Source organism: Pseudomonas sp. NFX224 (genome assembly GCF_048565165.1).
In the GTDB taxonomy this organism is placed as follows: domain Bacteria; phylum Pseudomonadota; class Gammaproteobacteria; order Pseudomonadales; family Pseudomonadaceae; genus Aquipseudomonas.
This window is the reverse complement of the sequence record NZ_CP183416.1, coordinates 5,955,259-5,969,466: the sequence shown is the minus strand read 5'-3', so window position 1 is coordinate 5,969,466 and position 14,208 is coordinate 5,955,259. Positions and strand designations below refer to the sequence as shown.

Genomic DNA, 14,208 nt, shown 5'->3' with positions numbered 1-14,208 from the left:
ACCTACTTGATAGGATAAAGTGTAAATGGCACGCCAGTTACCTTATCAAACTTCATTTCAAAACCATTCATATCAATCAATTTTGGGTTGTTTTCCGATTTTGGGTTTGGAATATAGCCCTGCCCTGCACCTGGCAGCTTCATCCGCACAATATCTGCCATTTGACTATCTTTCCCCGTATACCGCGGAAGACCTTGCTCTACCCTCGTCACTCCCAAGTTGTACGCCTTAAGCATTATTTGCCAATTATAAAATCTCGAACTTGGATTACCTCTTTTTTTCCGAGGAGTCTTACCAGTAATTGGGTCCGTACCATCAATTGCCCTTTGCTTGAAAGCAGCATCCGGCACCTCAGGATCATGCTTGCCAACCATATGCATACCTTGACTGTCATTCAATCTTTTAACTTCCTTCTTGGCATGCTCCTCAGCACTCAATTTGGGTTTAGGTAGCCCGGACCCACCCTCATGAACCGTAGAGCCAGCAACGCCATCCGGCACTGAACAACCCGGCTTATTCGCCCCCGGACAATTCCCACTCAACCCCAACGGATCCACCCACCCCGTCGGATTCGGCGTGTACCGATACTGGTTCAGTCCTCCCGCCAGCTTGATGGGATCCGGCGTCAGATAACGCCCGGTATCCGGGTGGTAATAGCGATGGCGGTTGTAGTGCAGGCCGCTTTCGGTGTCGAAGTATTGGCCTTGGAAGCGCAATGGCTGTTCAAGCTGTTCACCGCCGCCGTGGGTGATTTGGCTGACTTTGCCGTAGGCGGTGTATTTTGCCGACCAGACGATTTCGCCGCCGTAGTCGGTCAGTTCCTGCGGGGTGCCGAGGTGGTCGAGTTGGTAGTAAAACGGGCAGGCTTTTTTCGGGCCTTTGCCGTCGAGCATGGCCAGCGGACGGAAGCTGCCCGGTTCGTAGAGGTAGCTGCGGTAGTGGTTGGGGCCGCTTTCGGCGACGATCTGGTCGCCTTGCCAGAAAAACTGCGTGGTCTGGCCGTCGACGGTTTTTTGGATGCGGCGGCCGAAGGCGTCGTAGCGGTAGCTCGCCGTGCGGCCGTCGGGCAAGGTGAGGCCGGTCAGGCGGTGCTGGCTGTCGTAGCGGTAGGCGGTGACGTCGTGGCCGCGGCGTTCGCGGATCAGGTTGCCGTAGGCGTCGTAGTCGTAATGCCGGTCGGCGTGGCGCCGCAGGCGGTTGCCTTTGAGTTGCCAGGGGCCGGGGCGGTCGTGGATCAGCAGGTTGCCGGCCGGGTCGTGGGTGAAGTTTTCCGGGGCCTGATCGCGGCCGTGGCGTACGCCGGTCAGGCGATCGAGCGGGTCGTACTGGTAGCGCCGTGGGCCGTGGCGCGTGTCGCTGATCTGTGTGAGGTTGCCGTTGGCGCTGTAGGCATACTCGCGGCGGTACAGCGGACGCTGGTTTTGCCGGACGGCATGGGCCTGCAAACGGCCCTGTTCGTCGTAGGCATAGTCGCTGGACAGCAGGCCTTGTTGGCGGCTTTTTTCACGACCGAACTCGAAATGATGGCCGGTGAGACGTGAGCCATTGAGGTCGATGGCCGTCATCGCCCCACCCTTGGCGCGGTGGTACTCAAGGCGGCTGTTGTCCGGCAGGCGCAAATGCTTGAGTTGGCCGCTGACGTCGTAGCCATAACGCAAGGTGCCCCAGCCCTGATGCTCGGTGATCAGCCGGTCATGAACGTCGTACTCGAACTCCAGCGGATGGTCCTGGCCGTCGTCGACACTGACCAGCCGGCCCAGTCCGTCATAGCGGTACTCGACCTTGACCCCGTCGGGCAGGGTCTTGACCAATAAGCGTCCGGCGGCGTCGCGCTGGTAAGCGGTGAGCAACTGCGAACCGTCATCACCGAACTCGGTTTTCTCCAGCAACTGGCCGTTGAGGTCGTAGGCATAGGCCGTGCGCCGGCCGTCGAAGCCGCGTTCCTGTCGGATCAAGCCGTTCGGCGTGTAGTCCAGCCGATAACGCTCGCCGACCTCGTTTTCGATCTCGGTCAGCAACAGCTGCGCGTGCTCGTAGCGGTATTTCAGTTCGCTGCCGTCGGGGTTGATCCGCCGACTGACCAGGTGCAGATCGTCGGCGTACTCAAAACGCGTGACCCGCCCCAGTTCGTCGGTTTCAGCGGTGATCCGGCCGTAGGCGTTGTAGCTGAACTGGCGACTGGCGCCGTTCGGCGAGGTCGACTGCAACAGGCGGCCGACCGCATCCCACTGGTAACGGCTGACCCCGCCGAGCTCATCCTCAGCTGTCGTCCGTCGCCCGAGCGCATCGTAAGAAAACCGCCGACGCCCGCCGTCGGGCAGGGTTTCGCTCAGCAGGTGACCGAGCGCGCTCCACTCAAACACATGGCGGCTATGGTCCGGATAACGGATCGCCAGCAGACGCCCTTGCCCGTCGTACTCGTGGTAGGTGCTCTGGCCATCCGGATCGATCAGCCAGGTGACGTCGCCCTGGGCGTTGCGTTTGTAGGTCCACTTGGCCTTACCGCGATAACGCGCATGCAGGAAACCGTTGCGGTACTCGTAGGACGTCGGTTCGTCCTCCGGCGGAATCAGCGCGATCAGCCGTCCGACGTCGTCGTAGCGGTATTCGGTGACGGCGCCGAGGGCGTCCTGTTCGGCGAGCAAGCGGCCCTGTGCGTCGTAGGCCTTGTGCTGTTGCCCACCATCGGCCGCGACCCGGCGTACCAGCCGTGCCTGCGAGTCGTGGACGTAAAGCTCTTCGCTGCCATCGGCGTGTTTCAGGACGACACCGCCGTCGTCATCCCAGCGATACCGCGTGTCCATCTGCGCAAACGAGGCCCAGTGACGGACGCAGCGGGCAGCCTTGCCGGACTTTTCCCACTCCCAGAAGAAACTCGCGCCGCCGGCCAGTTGCCGTTGCAGGATGACCTGCTGTTCGTCGTAGTCGTAGCGCTCGCTTTCACCGGCCGCATTAGTTGCTTCGATCAGCCGCCAGCGCGCGTCGTAGCGGTAAGTCACCAGCGTCTGCTCGGTGCGCCAGGCCGGTGGCTGATCGTCGCCGAGGTGAAACCGCTGGTAGTCGACGGCGACTAAGTGGCTACGCTCGTAGCGCAGCAACAAGCAGCGCCCGGCGCCGTTGTCCAGGCGCTCGATCCGCCCGGAAAAATCGCGCTGCACGCTCAGACGATTGCCATAGGCGTCGCTGATCGCGCTCAGTTGGCCATTGCGAAAATGCTGGAAGCGCACCGACTCGCCAGCCAAGGCGACAATCAGTTCTTCCGGTTCATCACCGAGGTAAATCGCCGCCCGCGACAGGCTGTTGTGGATCGCCGGACGCGTCAGGCTCGGCAGCGGAAACGGCGTGCGCCGGTTTTCCGCATCGATCCAGATGACCGTGTCGCCGTCGATGGCCAGGCGCTGGGCCAGCGAATGACGCCAGCCAAACCCGAGGCCGCTGTCGACCTCCACCGCGCTGGTGCGATACAGGCGGGTGAACTCGAACGGCAGCACGCCATCGAGTACGCCGTCAGTCAGGGTCAGCAGTTCCTCGCCGGTGACCAGCGACACCGGGCAGCCGTGGGTGGCGGTGCGGTCTGCGGAATCGGCGCTGTCGCCGTTGGGGTTTTTCGCTTGAACCGGGGCATTGTCAAAGGGCTCGTGGGTTTTCAGCGTGGTGTTGTTGCGCCCTTTCCAGCGCAACTGCATCCGGCCTTTATTCAGCCCTGCCGCGACACCCCGTGCCGCCACTTTTTTGTAACGATCGACGTAATCGCCGAGGTCTTTGAGGATCGAGAACAATGATTCAACCAGCCGCGTGACCGCACGGATCAACTGCCCACCGCGACGCGCCAACCGCATCGCCAGATAGGCAACACCCGCCCCCGCCCCCGCCGTGGCGAAGGTCAGGACGACGGCGATCAAGATGTCGATCAGCAACGACACCACCTGCGTCGAAATCGCCTTGGCGGTTTCGCCGGCGATCGCACTGGGCGGCAGCATTTCCAGCCAGAGGCTGGCCGTGCGCAACAGCAGACACAGCGCCGCCTCGTCACTGGCCAGCAGCTGGAGTCTCGCCATGGCTTCCGGTGTTTCTTGCGCCAGTGTCTTCAACTGCTCGACGCTACTGCCCAGTCGATCAGCAAACTTGCCGGGGTCCTGCAGCATGTCCGAGAGCAGGTTGATGCCGTCCCACACGCCTTCAATGGCTGCCCAGCTCCCGGCCAGCAAACCGTTACCTACGGCGGCCGAAGTCGACTGCGACCACCGAGGCTTGAACCCCTCCCACTCGCTGCGCAGCCACGTTTCGAGTGACTGACCAAGGCCGTCATACGAGGAAAACAGCTCATCAACCTGCGCCGGCGTCACCTCGCTCTGCACACGCACCCGATAGAACTTGCCCGCCTCTCCCCTGAACTGCCCCTTGCCGTTTTCATCGAGCGTGACGGGCGTCGACTCACCACCCTCCACCGACATCACATGGACCTGAATGTTGCCCAGCGGAACGTCGTACACCGACTCGAACTTGCTCTCGATCTGCAGGGTTCCGCCTTCAGGACACTGCGCAACGGTCGAAATAAAATCGTCGTCGGCGCTGCTGACCACGGTGCGGGTGTTGCCCAGATTGACCACCCGCTCCATGTCCATCAGTGAGGGCATGTCGGTGGCGCGGCTGACCTTGTCGGCGGCCTGGCTGAACCAACGTTTGAGCTGTTGGCGGTAGAGCGTCAGGGTGTCCGGGAAATGGTCGAGTTCGTGCTCGATGCGGGCGATGTGATCCATCAGCCCACCGAAACGAACGGAGCCGGGTAAAAAACCAAGTCGAACATAAGCAATCCTTCGCGCAGGTAATTTGGCGCAAGGGACTTTGCTGGGGATCAGCTAGGAAAGAAGTCAGGCAAGGATGATGTTGATGTAAGGCGATTCGCTAAAACGAAAACGCGGCGCAGGGATCACGCCTTGCGTCGCGCGGGTCTGTCAGATGATTCTGGATTAATCAGTGGAATCGCGAGTAAGGGTTATCGGTGCTTGAGCGTTTGTGTCGGTCAAGCAGCAAGGCCCACCACCCCTTCCCCATGCATCTGCCGCAACAACGCCAACCCGCTATCGAAGAAATCCTGCGACCTGGTCGTCCCCGCCTCTACCGCCAACGCTCGCAACTGCGCACGACCATCGAGTTCGGGAAACTCTTCGATGCGTTGCAACAACCGAAACGCCAACGGGCTCAGCCCGGAAAACTTCACACTGAAATCCAGATCCCGACGCACCAACAACAACGTTGGCTGATCCGGCGCTGTGTCCGGCTGATAGTCCGGGCCGACCAACTGCACCGGCCAGGCATACGCCAACGGCCAGGCCAATGGCGAAACTTGCAACGGGCGGTCCAGCAACACGTCAGCATCGGCGAATGGCAGCGATTCGGCCTCGGACTGCTGCAACGCCATTTCCACCCATTCGTAATGCGCCAACTCAACCATGAACGGCGGCCACGGACCCTCGGCCAGCGCCGCAGGCTCAGAGGCGAGAAACTCGACGAACTCCTCGGCGATTTCACCGAATTTCGGCGTGTGGGCACGGTAGTCACGCAGGAAGATCCGCACCAGTGCTCGCCATTGTTGGTCGCCAAGTATCTTCACCAGCACCGGAAATGTACCGCTGATCAGCGATGACAGATTGGCAAACACCAGGTCGCGATAAACGTGCGCCCGCGCCGGGTCCATCTCGGGCGGTGGCGCGCAGTGGTCGGGGTCACGCAGGTACAGGCCCATGCTGTTCTGCTGTTCGTGCAGCGAGCGCTTAGCCACGGTTCACCTCCTCGGTCTGCAACCGGCGGATGGTCTCTAATTCGGCGACCAGTTCGGAAAATGCCGGAAAGTTGAAATCGCGCTCCAACAAGGTGGGTTGCGCACCGAATCGGGCGTAAGCCTGGGCCAGCAACGACCACACCGCCGGCTTGACCGAGGCGCCATGGGTGTCGATTTTCAAGGTGTCGGACTCATCGAAGTGCCCGGCAATGTGCATGGCCACCACGCGGTTGGCGTCGATACCGGCCAGGAAGTTAAGCGGATCGAAGCCGTGGTTGATCGAATTGACGTAGACGTTGTTGACGTCCAGCAACAGGTCGCAATCGGCTTCGCGCAGCACCGCGTTGGTGAAGGTCACCTCGTCCATGTCCTGCTGCGGTGCGGCGTAGTAGGAGACGTTTTCCACCGCCAGACGCCGACCGAGAATGTCCTGGGCCTGACGAATGCGCGCGGCGACGTGGTGCACCGCTTCTTCGGTAAAGGGCAGCGGCAACAGGTCGTACAGGTGGCCGTCATCACTGCAATAACTGAGGTGTTCGCTGTACAGCGGCACGTTGTAGTGATCGAGGAAAATTCGCACCTCTTGCAGAAACCCCACATCCAGCGGCGAAGGCCCGCCCAGCGACAGGGACAAGCCGTGACAGGACAACGGATAACGCTCGGCCAGGCCTCGCAGCGCCGCGCCATGGGCGCCGCCGATGCCGATCCAGTTTTCCGGTGCGACTTCGAGAAAATCGAAATGACCGGCCGGGGCCGCCTGCAGGTCTTTCATTAAACCGCGACGCAAGCCGAGCCCAGCGCTGGCCCTGGCTGAAGTGATGGGGGTTTGCATGATGTCGATCTCAAGGTTGTCAGAACACAAGCACAGTTAATCGAAGCGGTGTATCGGGACTGTGTGGCGCGCCGACGGAAAACCGCAGGGCTTGTATCGGCAGCGGGCCTGTACACACTCTGGTACAGACCCGCTGCCCGGCCTTACGCCAGGTCGTACTTCTCGCGCACCAGATGGCCGATGCCCATGCGATCGAGCACATTCATCGGGCACAGGAACGTCACGCGTATGGTGCCCGGCAGGCGACTGATATCGATGGAACCGGTGATGGTGGCGCGGTTGAGCACTTCGTCGTACGGCAGACCGGTGACGGAGGCCGCACGCTGCAAGCCATTCTCCACCGCGAGGTTGAGGTTTTCGCCACTGCCGATGAAGGTGATCGGGCCACTCTGCTCGATTTCGTGCTGCCCCCAACGCTCACCCAACTCACGGACGTTGGCCCGTTGTTCGGCGTTCATCGGCCGCGCCATCGGCGGCAGGTCATCGAGGTTTTGCAGGAGGATCGGGCCTTCCAGCGTCAGGTTTTTCACCACTTGCACCACCACTTCAGTTTCCCCGGAGCAATCGGTGGCGTGCCCGGCGATTTCGCCGTTGCCCTGCTGCGCGTGCATGTCGCCCATGTACACCCCGGCGCCCGGCACTTTCACCGGGCAGATCAACACGCAACCTTCGCGGATTGAGTTGGTGTCCATGTGGCCGTCGGTCTTGGCCGCGTGCAGTTCTTCGCGGGTCATGCCGAAACGGTGTGGGGCGTTGATCAGGTATTGACCGAAGTCGGCGCAGTTGTGCGAGTCGGGCAGATCGCGCGACGGCAGGGTGCCGATGTTGCCGAGGAACGGTCGCATGTGCGCCGCAACGCCGGGAATGTCGGCGCGGGCCAGGGACAGGATCGAATGCTGCGCGGCGAACTCCGGCAGCGCCGACATCTCGGAGGCATTGCCGGCCAGTTGATTGGCGATGTCCTGATTGACCGTCAGGCTGACCTGGTTCTGCGCATCGAACACGATCACATAACCGTGGCTGAAGCGAAACGCGCTGACCTCCGCGCCACAGTTATTGCAGCGAATCGCGTCTTCGCCAATGCCTTCGACATGGCTGGCGGGATGGTCGGTGCCGCATGTCGAGCAGAACTTGGAGACGAACGGATCGCCGTTGTAGCGCCCTTCGACAAAGCTCATGACCCCGGACGAAGTGGCCAGCGAGGTGACGCGCATGCGCTTGATCTTGATCGCCACGGCGTCGCCGATCTGCGCGCCGACGATGGCCACCGGTTGCGTCACTTCATGGCCGCCTTCGAAGGCTGGCGTGATCATCGGCCCCCAGCAGCCCGGCGGCGTGCCGGTGATCAGGGTGCCACCGTCGGCCAGCGGCCCGAGCATCGGCTGGCTCGGGCCGATGATGCCGTTGGTGTAGTGATCGACCCGCAGGCGATTGACCGGCGTGGCGTTGAGAATGGATTCAGGCACAAGCGTTGTCATTGTGGTCCCCTTGACCGCATCAGGCGCGGAACAGAGTCAGTGCGAATGGCCGCCGGTGAAGGCGGCCAGGGAAAGTGGCCTCCACAGTTCATCGCAGGTTTGTATCTGGTCTGTGTTCGGTGGGGGGATGGAATTCGAGGTCACTGTGTCGAAAGAACGTTTAGATACAGTGAGATACATGGATTCACCGCAGAACCCTGTGGGAGTGAGCCTGCTCGCGATAGCGGTTTATCCTTCGACAACGATGTTGCCTGACACGACGCCATCGCGTGCAGGCTCGCTCCTACCGGGGTTTAGTGTCGGCCACAGGGGCTTTCGTCGCTCCAGGCCACGCTGCACGGCCTGCGAACTAAACTTAACCCACACAGGAACGGCTTGATCTCCTGTTCATTCCCACGACCACCGCCCGGACGAGCAAAGCCTCCGGACCGTGATCCTGCAAAAGGAGCACACGTGATGGACGAGGCCAGACTCAATGATTTCATGGGCAAACTGGTGGGTGACATGGGCGGCGCGGCGATGCTCGCCAATGTCATCCTCGGCGAAGAACTCGGCCTGTACCGGGCCATGGCCAGCAGCCAACTGATCAGCCCTGAAGCCCTCGCTGGCAAGACCGGTTGCAACCCTCGTCTGGTGCGCGAATGGCTCAGCGCCCACGCCGCTTCCGGTTATATGGAACACAGCGACGGCCAATTCCGCCTGCCCGAAGAACAGGCGCTGGCATTGGCCATCGAAGACTCACCGGTTTACATCGCCGGCGGCATCGGGGTGGTCGCGTCGTTCTTCCACGACAAGGACAAACTGGTCAAAGCCATGCGCGGCGATGGCGCCCTGCCCTGGGGCGATCACCATCCGTGCATGTTCAGCGGCACGGAGCGTTTCTTCCGTCCCGGCTACAAAGCGCACCTGATCGCCGAATGGTTGCCGGCCCTCAACGGGGTGATGGCCAAGCTGGAGGAAGGCGCCAAAGTCGCGGACATCGGCTGCGGCCATGGCGCGTCGACGGTGATCATGGCCCAGGCGTTTCCGAACTCGCGGTTCGTCGGCTTCGACTACCACGCGCCCTCCGTCACCGTCGCCACCCAGCGCGCCGAGGAAGGTGGCGTGTCCAGCCGTGCGCGGTTTTTCCAGGGCACGGCGAAAAGTTACCCCGGCGACGACTATGACCTGGTCTGCTACTTCGACTGCCTGCACGACATGGGCGACCCGGTGGGTGCGGCCAAACACGCTTACGAGTCACTGAAACCGGATGGTTCGGTGCTATTGGTGGAACCGTTCGCCAATGATTCGCTGGATGACAACATCACCCCGGTCGGCCGGTTGTTCTACGCCGCCTCGACCTTCATCTGCACGCCCAACTCGCTGTCTCAGGAAGTGGGGCTGGGCCTTGGTGCCCAGGCAGGCGAGGCGCGGTTGCGCAAGGTGTTCACCGAGGCCGGATTCTCGAGTTTCCGCCGGGCCACGGAAACACCGTTCAACTTGATTCTGGAGGCGCGCAAGTAAACACCGCTAATTAGATTGAGGGGCGAACGGTAAATGCTAATCTGCGTGCATTCATGCCCGCCCTGGAGTGTTGAACATGCTTGACCGCCTGACCCGCGAACAACTCGATCAGCTTCAGCAACTCATGGCGGATCAGCCGTTCGCGGTGCTGACGGGTGCCGGTATCAGCACGCCGTCGGGCATTCCGGATTATCGCGACAACCAGGGTGTGCGGCGTGGCCGGCAGCCGATGATGTATCAGGAGTTTATTTGCGCCCCCGAATCCCGTCGGCGCTATTGGGCGCGGGCGATGCTCGGCTGGCCACGGGTGCGCCAGGCCCAGCCGAACGTAGCTCATGAGACACTCGCCCGGTTGCAAAGCACCCGGCAGGTCAGCGGGCTGATCACGCAGAACGTCGACACCCTGCACGATCAGGCCGGCAGCCATGACGTGATTGAGCTGCACGGCAGCCTGCATCGGGTGTTGTGCCTGGACTGCGGAAAGCGCAGCGAGCGCGATTCGATCCAGCACCAGATGGAAACCCAAAATCCTTACCTGGCAGGCGTGGACGCGGTGCAGGCACCGGACGGCGACACCCTGCTCGACCCGGCTTTCGAAGCGCGCTTTCAAGTGCCGCATTGCCCGCATTGCGCCGGAGAACGGATGAAACCGGATGTGGTGTTTTTCGGTGAAAACGTTGCGCAGGCCACGGCGGCCAAAGCCATGGCAGCGGTTGAACATGCCGCCGGATTGCTGGTGGTCGGGTCTTCGTTGATGGCCTACTCGGCGTTTCGCCTGTGCCGGGCGGTGGTGGATCAGGGCAAACCGCTGATTGCGATCAACCTGGGCAAGACCCGGGCGGATGAGATGCTGGATTTGAAGATCGAGGGGTCGTGTGAACAGCTTCTTCCGTTATTGGCCCAACGCCTGAACAACTGACAACACCCAATCCCACAATGGGCCAATCCGGCTCACGAAACGCGCAACCCCAAATTCTCCTCTTTCAACACATCAAACAACGCTTGCGCCGCCGCCGACAGCTCTCCCCCCGGCAACGTCAGTACGCCTAACGCCCGCTCCACCACCGGATCACGCAACGTGATGCAGCGCGCACCCAGCTCGCGCATCTGCCCGGCACACAACGCCGGCACCGCGCTCACCCCCAACCCGCTGGCGACCATCCGCCCGACCGTCGCCAGTTGATGGCTCTCAAATTCCACGGGCAGCTTCATGCCCCGCGCCTGCAAGTGTTCCTCCAGCATCACCCGCACGGTGGAAGGCCGCTGCAAGGTGATGAACGGTTCCTTGAGCAACGTCTGCCAGTCGATTTCGTCCAGCTCGACCAGCGGCGAATCATGGGGCACCACGGCGACGAAGCGGTCGATGTACAGCGGCGTGAATTGCAGCGACGAACTCTGGGTCGGTTCGAACGCCACGCCCAACTCCACCTGGCGATCGCGGACCATTTCCAGCACTTGCTCGTTGATCACATCGTTGACCGTGACGTTGACTTTCGGATACCGGGCGCGGAAGGTCTTGAGGATTGGCGGCAACAGGTTGCCCGCGAATGACGGCATCGCCGCCAGGGTCACGCGGCCGCGCTGGAGGGTGAAGCGCTGACGCAGTTCGTCCTCGGCGTTGTCCCAGTCGGCAATCAAGCGGCGCGCCAGCGGCACCAGGGATTCGCCCTCGGCGGTCAGTGCCACATTGCGCGTGTTGCGCGTGAAGAGGCGCCCGCCCAGGCCCTCCTCCAGCGCTTTGATCGTCAGGCTCAGTGCCGATTGCGACAGGTGCAGGCGCTCGCAAGCCACGGCAAAACTCAGGCTCTGGGCCACGGCCAGAAAGGCGCGGATCTGCTTGACTGTCATAGTCGTTGTCTCCAAGGCATTACATTGTTGAGTTTTATCTATCAATCAACATTAAAAATCAACTTAACAAATGAATCTTGCAGCGAGACACTCATCCCATACGGCTAGCCAGCCGCCCACAAAGAATAAAAGAGGTGCATATGGCAGGTTTCGACAAGCGCGTGAGTTCCTACGAGGAAGCTCTGGCAGGTCTTGAAGACGGCATGACCGTGATCGCTGGCGGCTTCGGCCTGTGCGGCATTCCGGAAAACCTGATCGCCGAGATCAAGCGCAAAGGCACCCGCGACCTCACCGTCGTATCCAACAACTGCGGCGTCGACGGTTTCGGCCTCGGCGTGCTACTCACCGACCGCCAGATCAGCAAGGTCGTGGCCTCCTACGTCGGCGAAAACAAGTTGTTCGAAGAACAACTGCTCAAAGGCGAAATCGAAGTCACCCTGACCCCGCAAGGCACCCTCGCCGAGAAAATGCGCGCAGGTGGCGCCGGCATCCCGGCCTTCTTCACCGCCACCGGTGTCGGCACCCCGGTTGCCGAAGGCAAGGAAGTGCGTGAATTCCATGGCCGCAAGTACCTGATGGAAGAATCCATTACCGGTGACTTCGCCATCGTCAAAGGCTGGAAAGCCGACCATTTCGGTAACGTGATCTATCGCCACACCGCCCAGAACTTCAACCCGCTGGCCGCCACCGCCGGCAAGATCACCGTGGTCGAAGTCGAAGAAATCGTCGAACCCGGCGAGCTGGACCCGGCGCAGATCCACACCCCTGGCATCTACGTCGACCGGATCATCTGCGGCACGTTCGAGAAGCGCATCGAACAGCGCACCGTACGTAAGTGATCCCCTGCCCCCGGACCGAATGAAGGAATAACAACAATGGCACTTTCCCGCGAACAAATGGCTCAACGCGTCGCCCGCGAAATGCAGGACGGCTTCTACGTGAACCTGGGCATCGGCATTCCGACCCTGGTCGCCAACTACATCCCTGAAGGCATGGAAGTCATGCTGCAATCGGAAAACGGACTGTTGGGCATGGGTCCATTTCCGACTGAAGAAACCATCGATGCCGACATGATCAACGCCGGCAAGCAAACCGTGACCGCGCGTATTGGCGCTTCGATTTTTTCCTCGGCCGAATCCTTCGCGATGATCCGCGGTGGCCACGTCGACCTGACCGTGTTGGGCGCGTTTGAAGTGGACGTGCAAGGCAACATCGCCTCGTGGATGATTCCCGGCAAACTGGTCAAGGGCATGGGCGGCGCGATGGACCTGGTGGCTGGCGCCGACAACATCATCGTCATCATGACCCACGCGTCCAAGGATGGTGAGTCCAAGCTGTTGTCCCAATGCAGCCTGCCGCTGACCGGCGCCGGTTGCATCAAGCGCGTACTGACCGACCTGGCCTACCTGGAAATCGAAAACGGCGCGTTCATCCTGAAAGAACGTGCACCGGGTGTCAGCGTTGAAGAGATTGTCGCCAAGACCGCCGGTAAACTGATCGTGCCGGACCACGTGCCGGAAATGCAGTTCGCTGCCCAGTGAGGAATCATTCCATGCAAGAAGTCGTCATTGTTGCCGCCACGCGCACCGCGATCGGCAGTTTCCAGGGTTCCCTGGCCAATGTGTCTGCCGTCGACCTGGGCGCCGCAGTCATCCGTCAGTTGCTGGCACAAACCGGCCTGGACCCGGCTGAAGTCGATGAAGTGATCATGGGTCAGGTGCTGACCGCCGGTGCCGGGCAAAACCCTGCGCGCCAGGCTTCGATCAAGGCCGGCCTGCCGTTCGCGGTCCCGGCCATGACCCTGAACAAGGTCTGCGGTTCGGGTCTGAAGGCCCTGCATCTGGGCGCCCAGGCGATCCGTTGCGGCGACGCCGACGTGATCATCGCCGGCGGCCAGGAAAACATGAGCCTGTCCAACTACGTCATGCCCGGCGCCCGCACCGGCCTGCGCATGGGTCACGCGCAAATCGTCGACACCATGATCAGCGATGGCCTGTGGGATGCGTTCAACGATTACCACATGGGCATCACCGCCGAAAACCTGGCCGAGAAGTACAGCCTGAGCCGCGAGCAGCAGGACGCATTCGCCGCCGCTTCGCAGCAGAAAGCCGTGGCTGCCATTGAGGCCGGGCGTTTTGTCGACGAAATCACCCCGATCCTGATCCCGCAACGCAAGGGCGATCCGCTGTCCTTCGCCACCGACGAGCAACCACGGGCCGGCACCACCGCCGAATCCCTGGGCAAACTCAAGGCCGCTTTCAAGAAAGACGGTTCGGTGACTGCCGGTAACGCTTCATCGTTGAACGATGGCGCCGCCGCCGTGATCCTGATGAGCGCCGAAAAAGCCAAGGCTCTCGGCTTGCCGGTACTGGCGAAAATCGCTGCTTACGCCAACGCAGGCGTCGACCCGGCGATCATGGGCATCGGCCCGGTTTCCGCCACTCGCCGTTGCCTGGACAAGGCTGGCTGGAACATCGGTGAACTCGACCTGATCGAAGCCAACGAAGCTTTCGCCGCGCAATCGCTGGCCGTGGCCAAGGACCTGGAATGGGACTTGAATAAGGTCAACGTCAACGGCGGCGCCATCGCCCTGGGTCACCCGATCGGTGCCTCGGGTTGCCGCGTGCTGGTGACCCTGCTGCATGAAATGATCAAGCGTGACGCCAGGAAAGGCCTCGCCACCCTGTGCATCGGTGGTGGCCAAGGCGTCGCCCTGGCGCTCGAACGAGCGTAAAGCGTTCAACAGATTGCGCGGGGACCCACGA

Annotated in this window: 10 protein-coding genes; 5 read left to right on the top strand and 5 right to left on the bottom strand. The window is 61.5% G+C overall.

Going from position 1 to position 14,208, the window contains the following annotated elements:
* Positions 1-2: 2 nt before the first annotated feature.
* From ACNYC6_RS27320 to ACNYC6_RS27305, 4 genes are all read right to left on the bottom strand, one after another.
* Positions 3-4,760 (bottom strand): RHS repeat-associated core domain-containing protein, encoded by a 4,758-nt coding sequence (locus tag ACNYC6_RS27320; protein WP_419710023.1) that lies wholly within the window; start codon positions 4,758-4,760, stop codon positions 3-5.
* A gap of 263 nt (positions 4,761-5,023) precedes the next feature.
* Positions 5,024-5,782: a DNA-binding domain-containing protein gene (locus ACNYC6_RS27315; RefSeq protein WP_419710022.1), complete on the bottom strand. Its 759-nt coding sequence runs from the start codon at positions 5,780-5,782 to the stop codon at positions 5,024-5,026.
* The gene (locus tag ACNYC6_RS27310) at positions 5,775-6,614 is read right to left on the bottom strand and encodes a DUF692 domain-containing protein (protein ID WP_419710021.1); all 840 of its coding nucleotides are present in this window, start codon (positions 6,612-6,614) and stop codon (positions 5,775-5,777) included. Before ACNYC6_RS27310 ends, ACNYC6_RS27315 begins: the two co-directional genes overlap by 8 nt.
* Before the next feature lie 143 nt (positions 6,615-6,757).
* Positions 6,758-8,092 carry an acetamidase/formamidase family protein gene (locus tag ACNYC6_RS27305; protein ID WP_419710020.1) on the bottom strand — a complete coding sequence of 445 codons (1,335 nt, stop codon included), beginning with the start codon at positions 8,090-8,092 and terminating at the stop codon, positions 6,758-6,760.
* Between the two features lie 456 nt (positions 8,093-8,548).
* Between ACNYC6_RS27305 and ACNYC6_RS27300 the strand changes: the two genes are divergently transcribed.
* Both ACNYC6_RS27300 and ACNYC6_RS27295 read left to right on the top strand, forming a co-directional pair.
* Entirely contained in the window at positions 8,549-9,595 is a 1,047-nt protein-coding gene (locus ACNYC6_RS27300) for a class I SAM-dependent methyltransferase (protein WP_419710019.1), read from the top strand.
* Positions 9,596-9,671: 76 nt separating this feature from the next.
* A complete protein-coding gene (locus tag ACNYC6_RS27295) occupies positions 9,672-10,514 on the top strand; it encodes an NAD-dependent protein deacetylase (protein WP_419710018.1) in 843 nt (280 codons plus the stop codon).
* A 32-nt stretch (positions 10,515-10,546) separates the two neighbouring features.
* Here the strand turns inward: ACNYC6_RS27295 and ACNYC6_RS27290 are convergent, their stop codons facing one another.
* Positions 10,547-11,443, bottom strand: a complete 897-nt coding sequence (locus ACNYC6_RS27290; protein ID WP_419710017.1) for a LysR substrate-binding domain-containing protein — start codon at positions 11,441-11,443, stop codon at positions 10,547-10,549.
* Between the two features lie 140 nt (positions 11,444-11,583).
* Here ACNYC6_RS27290 and ACNYC6_RS27285 point away from each other — a divergent pair, with 140 nt between their 5' ends.
* Genes ACNYC6_RS27285 through ACNYC6_RS27275 form a run of 3 tightly spaced genes read left to right on the top strand, consistent with a single transcriptional unit; the run spans position 11,584 to position 14,177 of the window.
* Positions 11,584-12,282, top strand: coding sequence for a CoA transferase subunit A (locus tag ACNYC6_RS27285; protein ID WP_150771363.1), 699 nt, complete (start codon positions 11,584-11,586; stop codon positions 12,280-12,282).
* A gap of 36 nt (positions 12,283-12,318) precedes the next feature.
* On the top strand, positions 12,319-12,984 hold the full coding sequence (locus ACNYC6_RS27280; RefSeq protein ID WP_057399619.1) for a CoA transferase subunit B: 666 nt from the start codon (positions 12,319-12,321) through the stop codon (positions 12,982-12,984).
* An 11-nt stretch (positions 12,985-12,995) separates the two neighbouring features.
* Positions 12,996-14,177: an acetyl-CoA C-acetyltransferase gene (locus ACNYC6_RS27275; RefSeq protein WP_419710016.1), complete on the top strand. Its 1,182-nt coding sequence runs from the start codon at positions 12,996-12,998 to the stop codon at positions 14,175-14,177.
* Positions 14,178-14,208 lie beyond the last annotated feature (31 nt).

What these genes read in the sequence shown, in the direction of transcription:
- ACNYC6_RS27320 (WP_419710023.1), bottom strand. Translation starts at nt 4,760, where the DNA reads ATGGATCACATCGCCCGCATCGAGCACGAACTCGACCATTTCCCGGAC.
- ACNYC6_RS27310 (WP_419710021.1), bottom strand. Translation starts at nt 6,614, where the DNA reads ATGCAAACCCCCATCACTTCAGCCAGGGCCAGCGCTGGGCTCGGCTTG.
- ACNYC6_RS27305 (WP_419710020.1), bottom strand. Translation starts at nt 8,092, where the DNA reads ATGACAACGCTTGTGCCTGAATCCATTCTCAACGCCACGCCGGTCAAT.
- ACNYC6_RS27300 (WP_419710019.1), top strand. Translation starts at nt 8,549, where the DNA reads ATGGACGAGGCCAGACTCAATGATTTCATGGGCAAACTGGTGGGTGAC.
- ACNYC6_RS27295 (WP_419710018.1), top strand. Translation starts at nt 9,672, where the DNA reads ATGCTTGACCGCCTGACCCGCGAACAACTCGATCAGCTTCAGCAACTC.
- ACNYC6_RS27290 (WP_419710017.1), bottom strand. Translation starts at nt 11,443, where the DNA reads ATGACAGTCAAGCAGATCCGCGCCTTTCTGGCCGTGGCCCAGAGCCTG.
- ACNYC6_RS27285 (WP_150771363.1), top strand. Translation starts at nt 11,584, where the DNA reads ATGGCAGGTTTCGACAAGCGCGTGAGTTCCTACGAGGAAGCTCTGGCA.
- ACNYC6_RS27280 (WP_057399619.1), top strand. Translation starts at nt 12,319, where the DNA reads ATGGCACTTTCCCGCGAACAAATGGCTCAACGCGTCGCCCGCGAAATG.
- ACNYC6_RS27275 (WP_419710016.1), top strand. Translation starts at nt 12,996, where the DNA reads ATGCAAGAAGTCGTCATTGTTGCCGCCACGCGCACCGCGATCGGCAGT.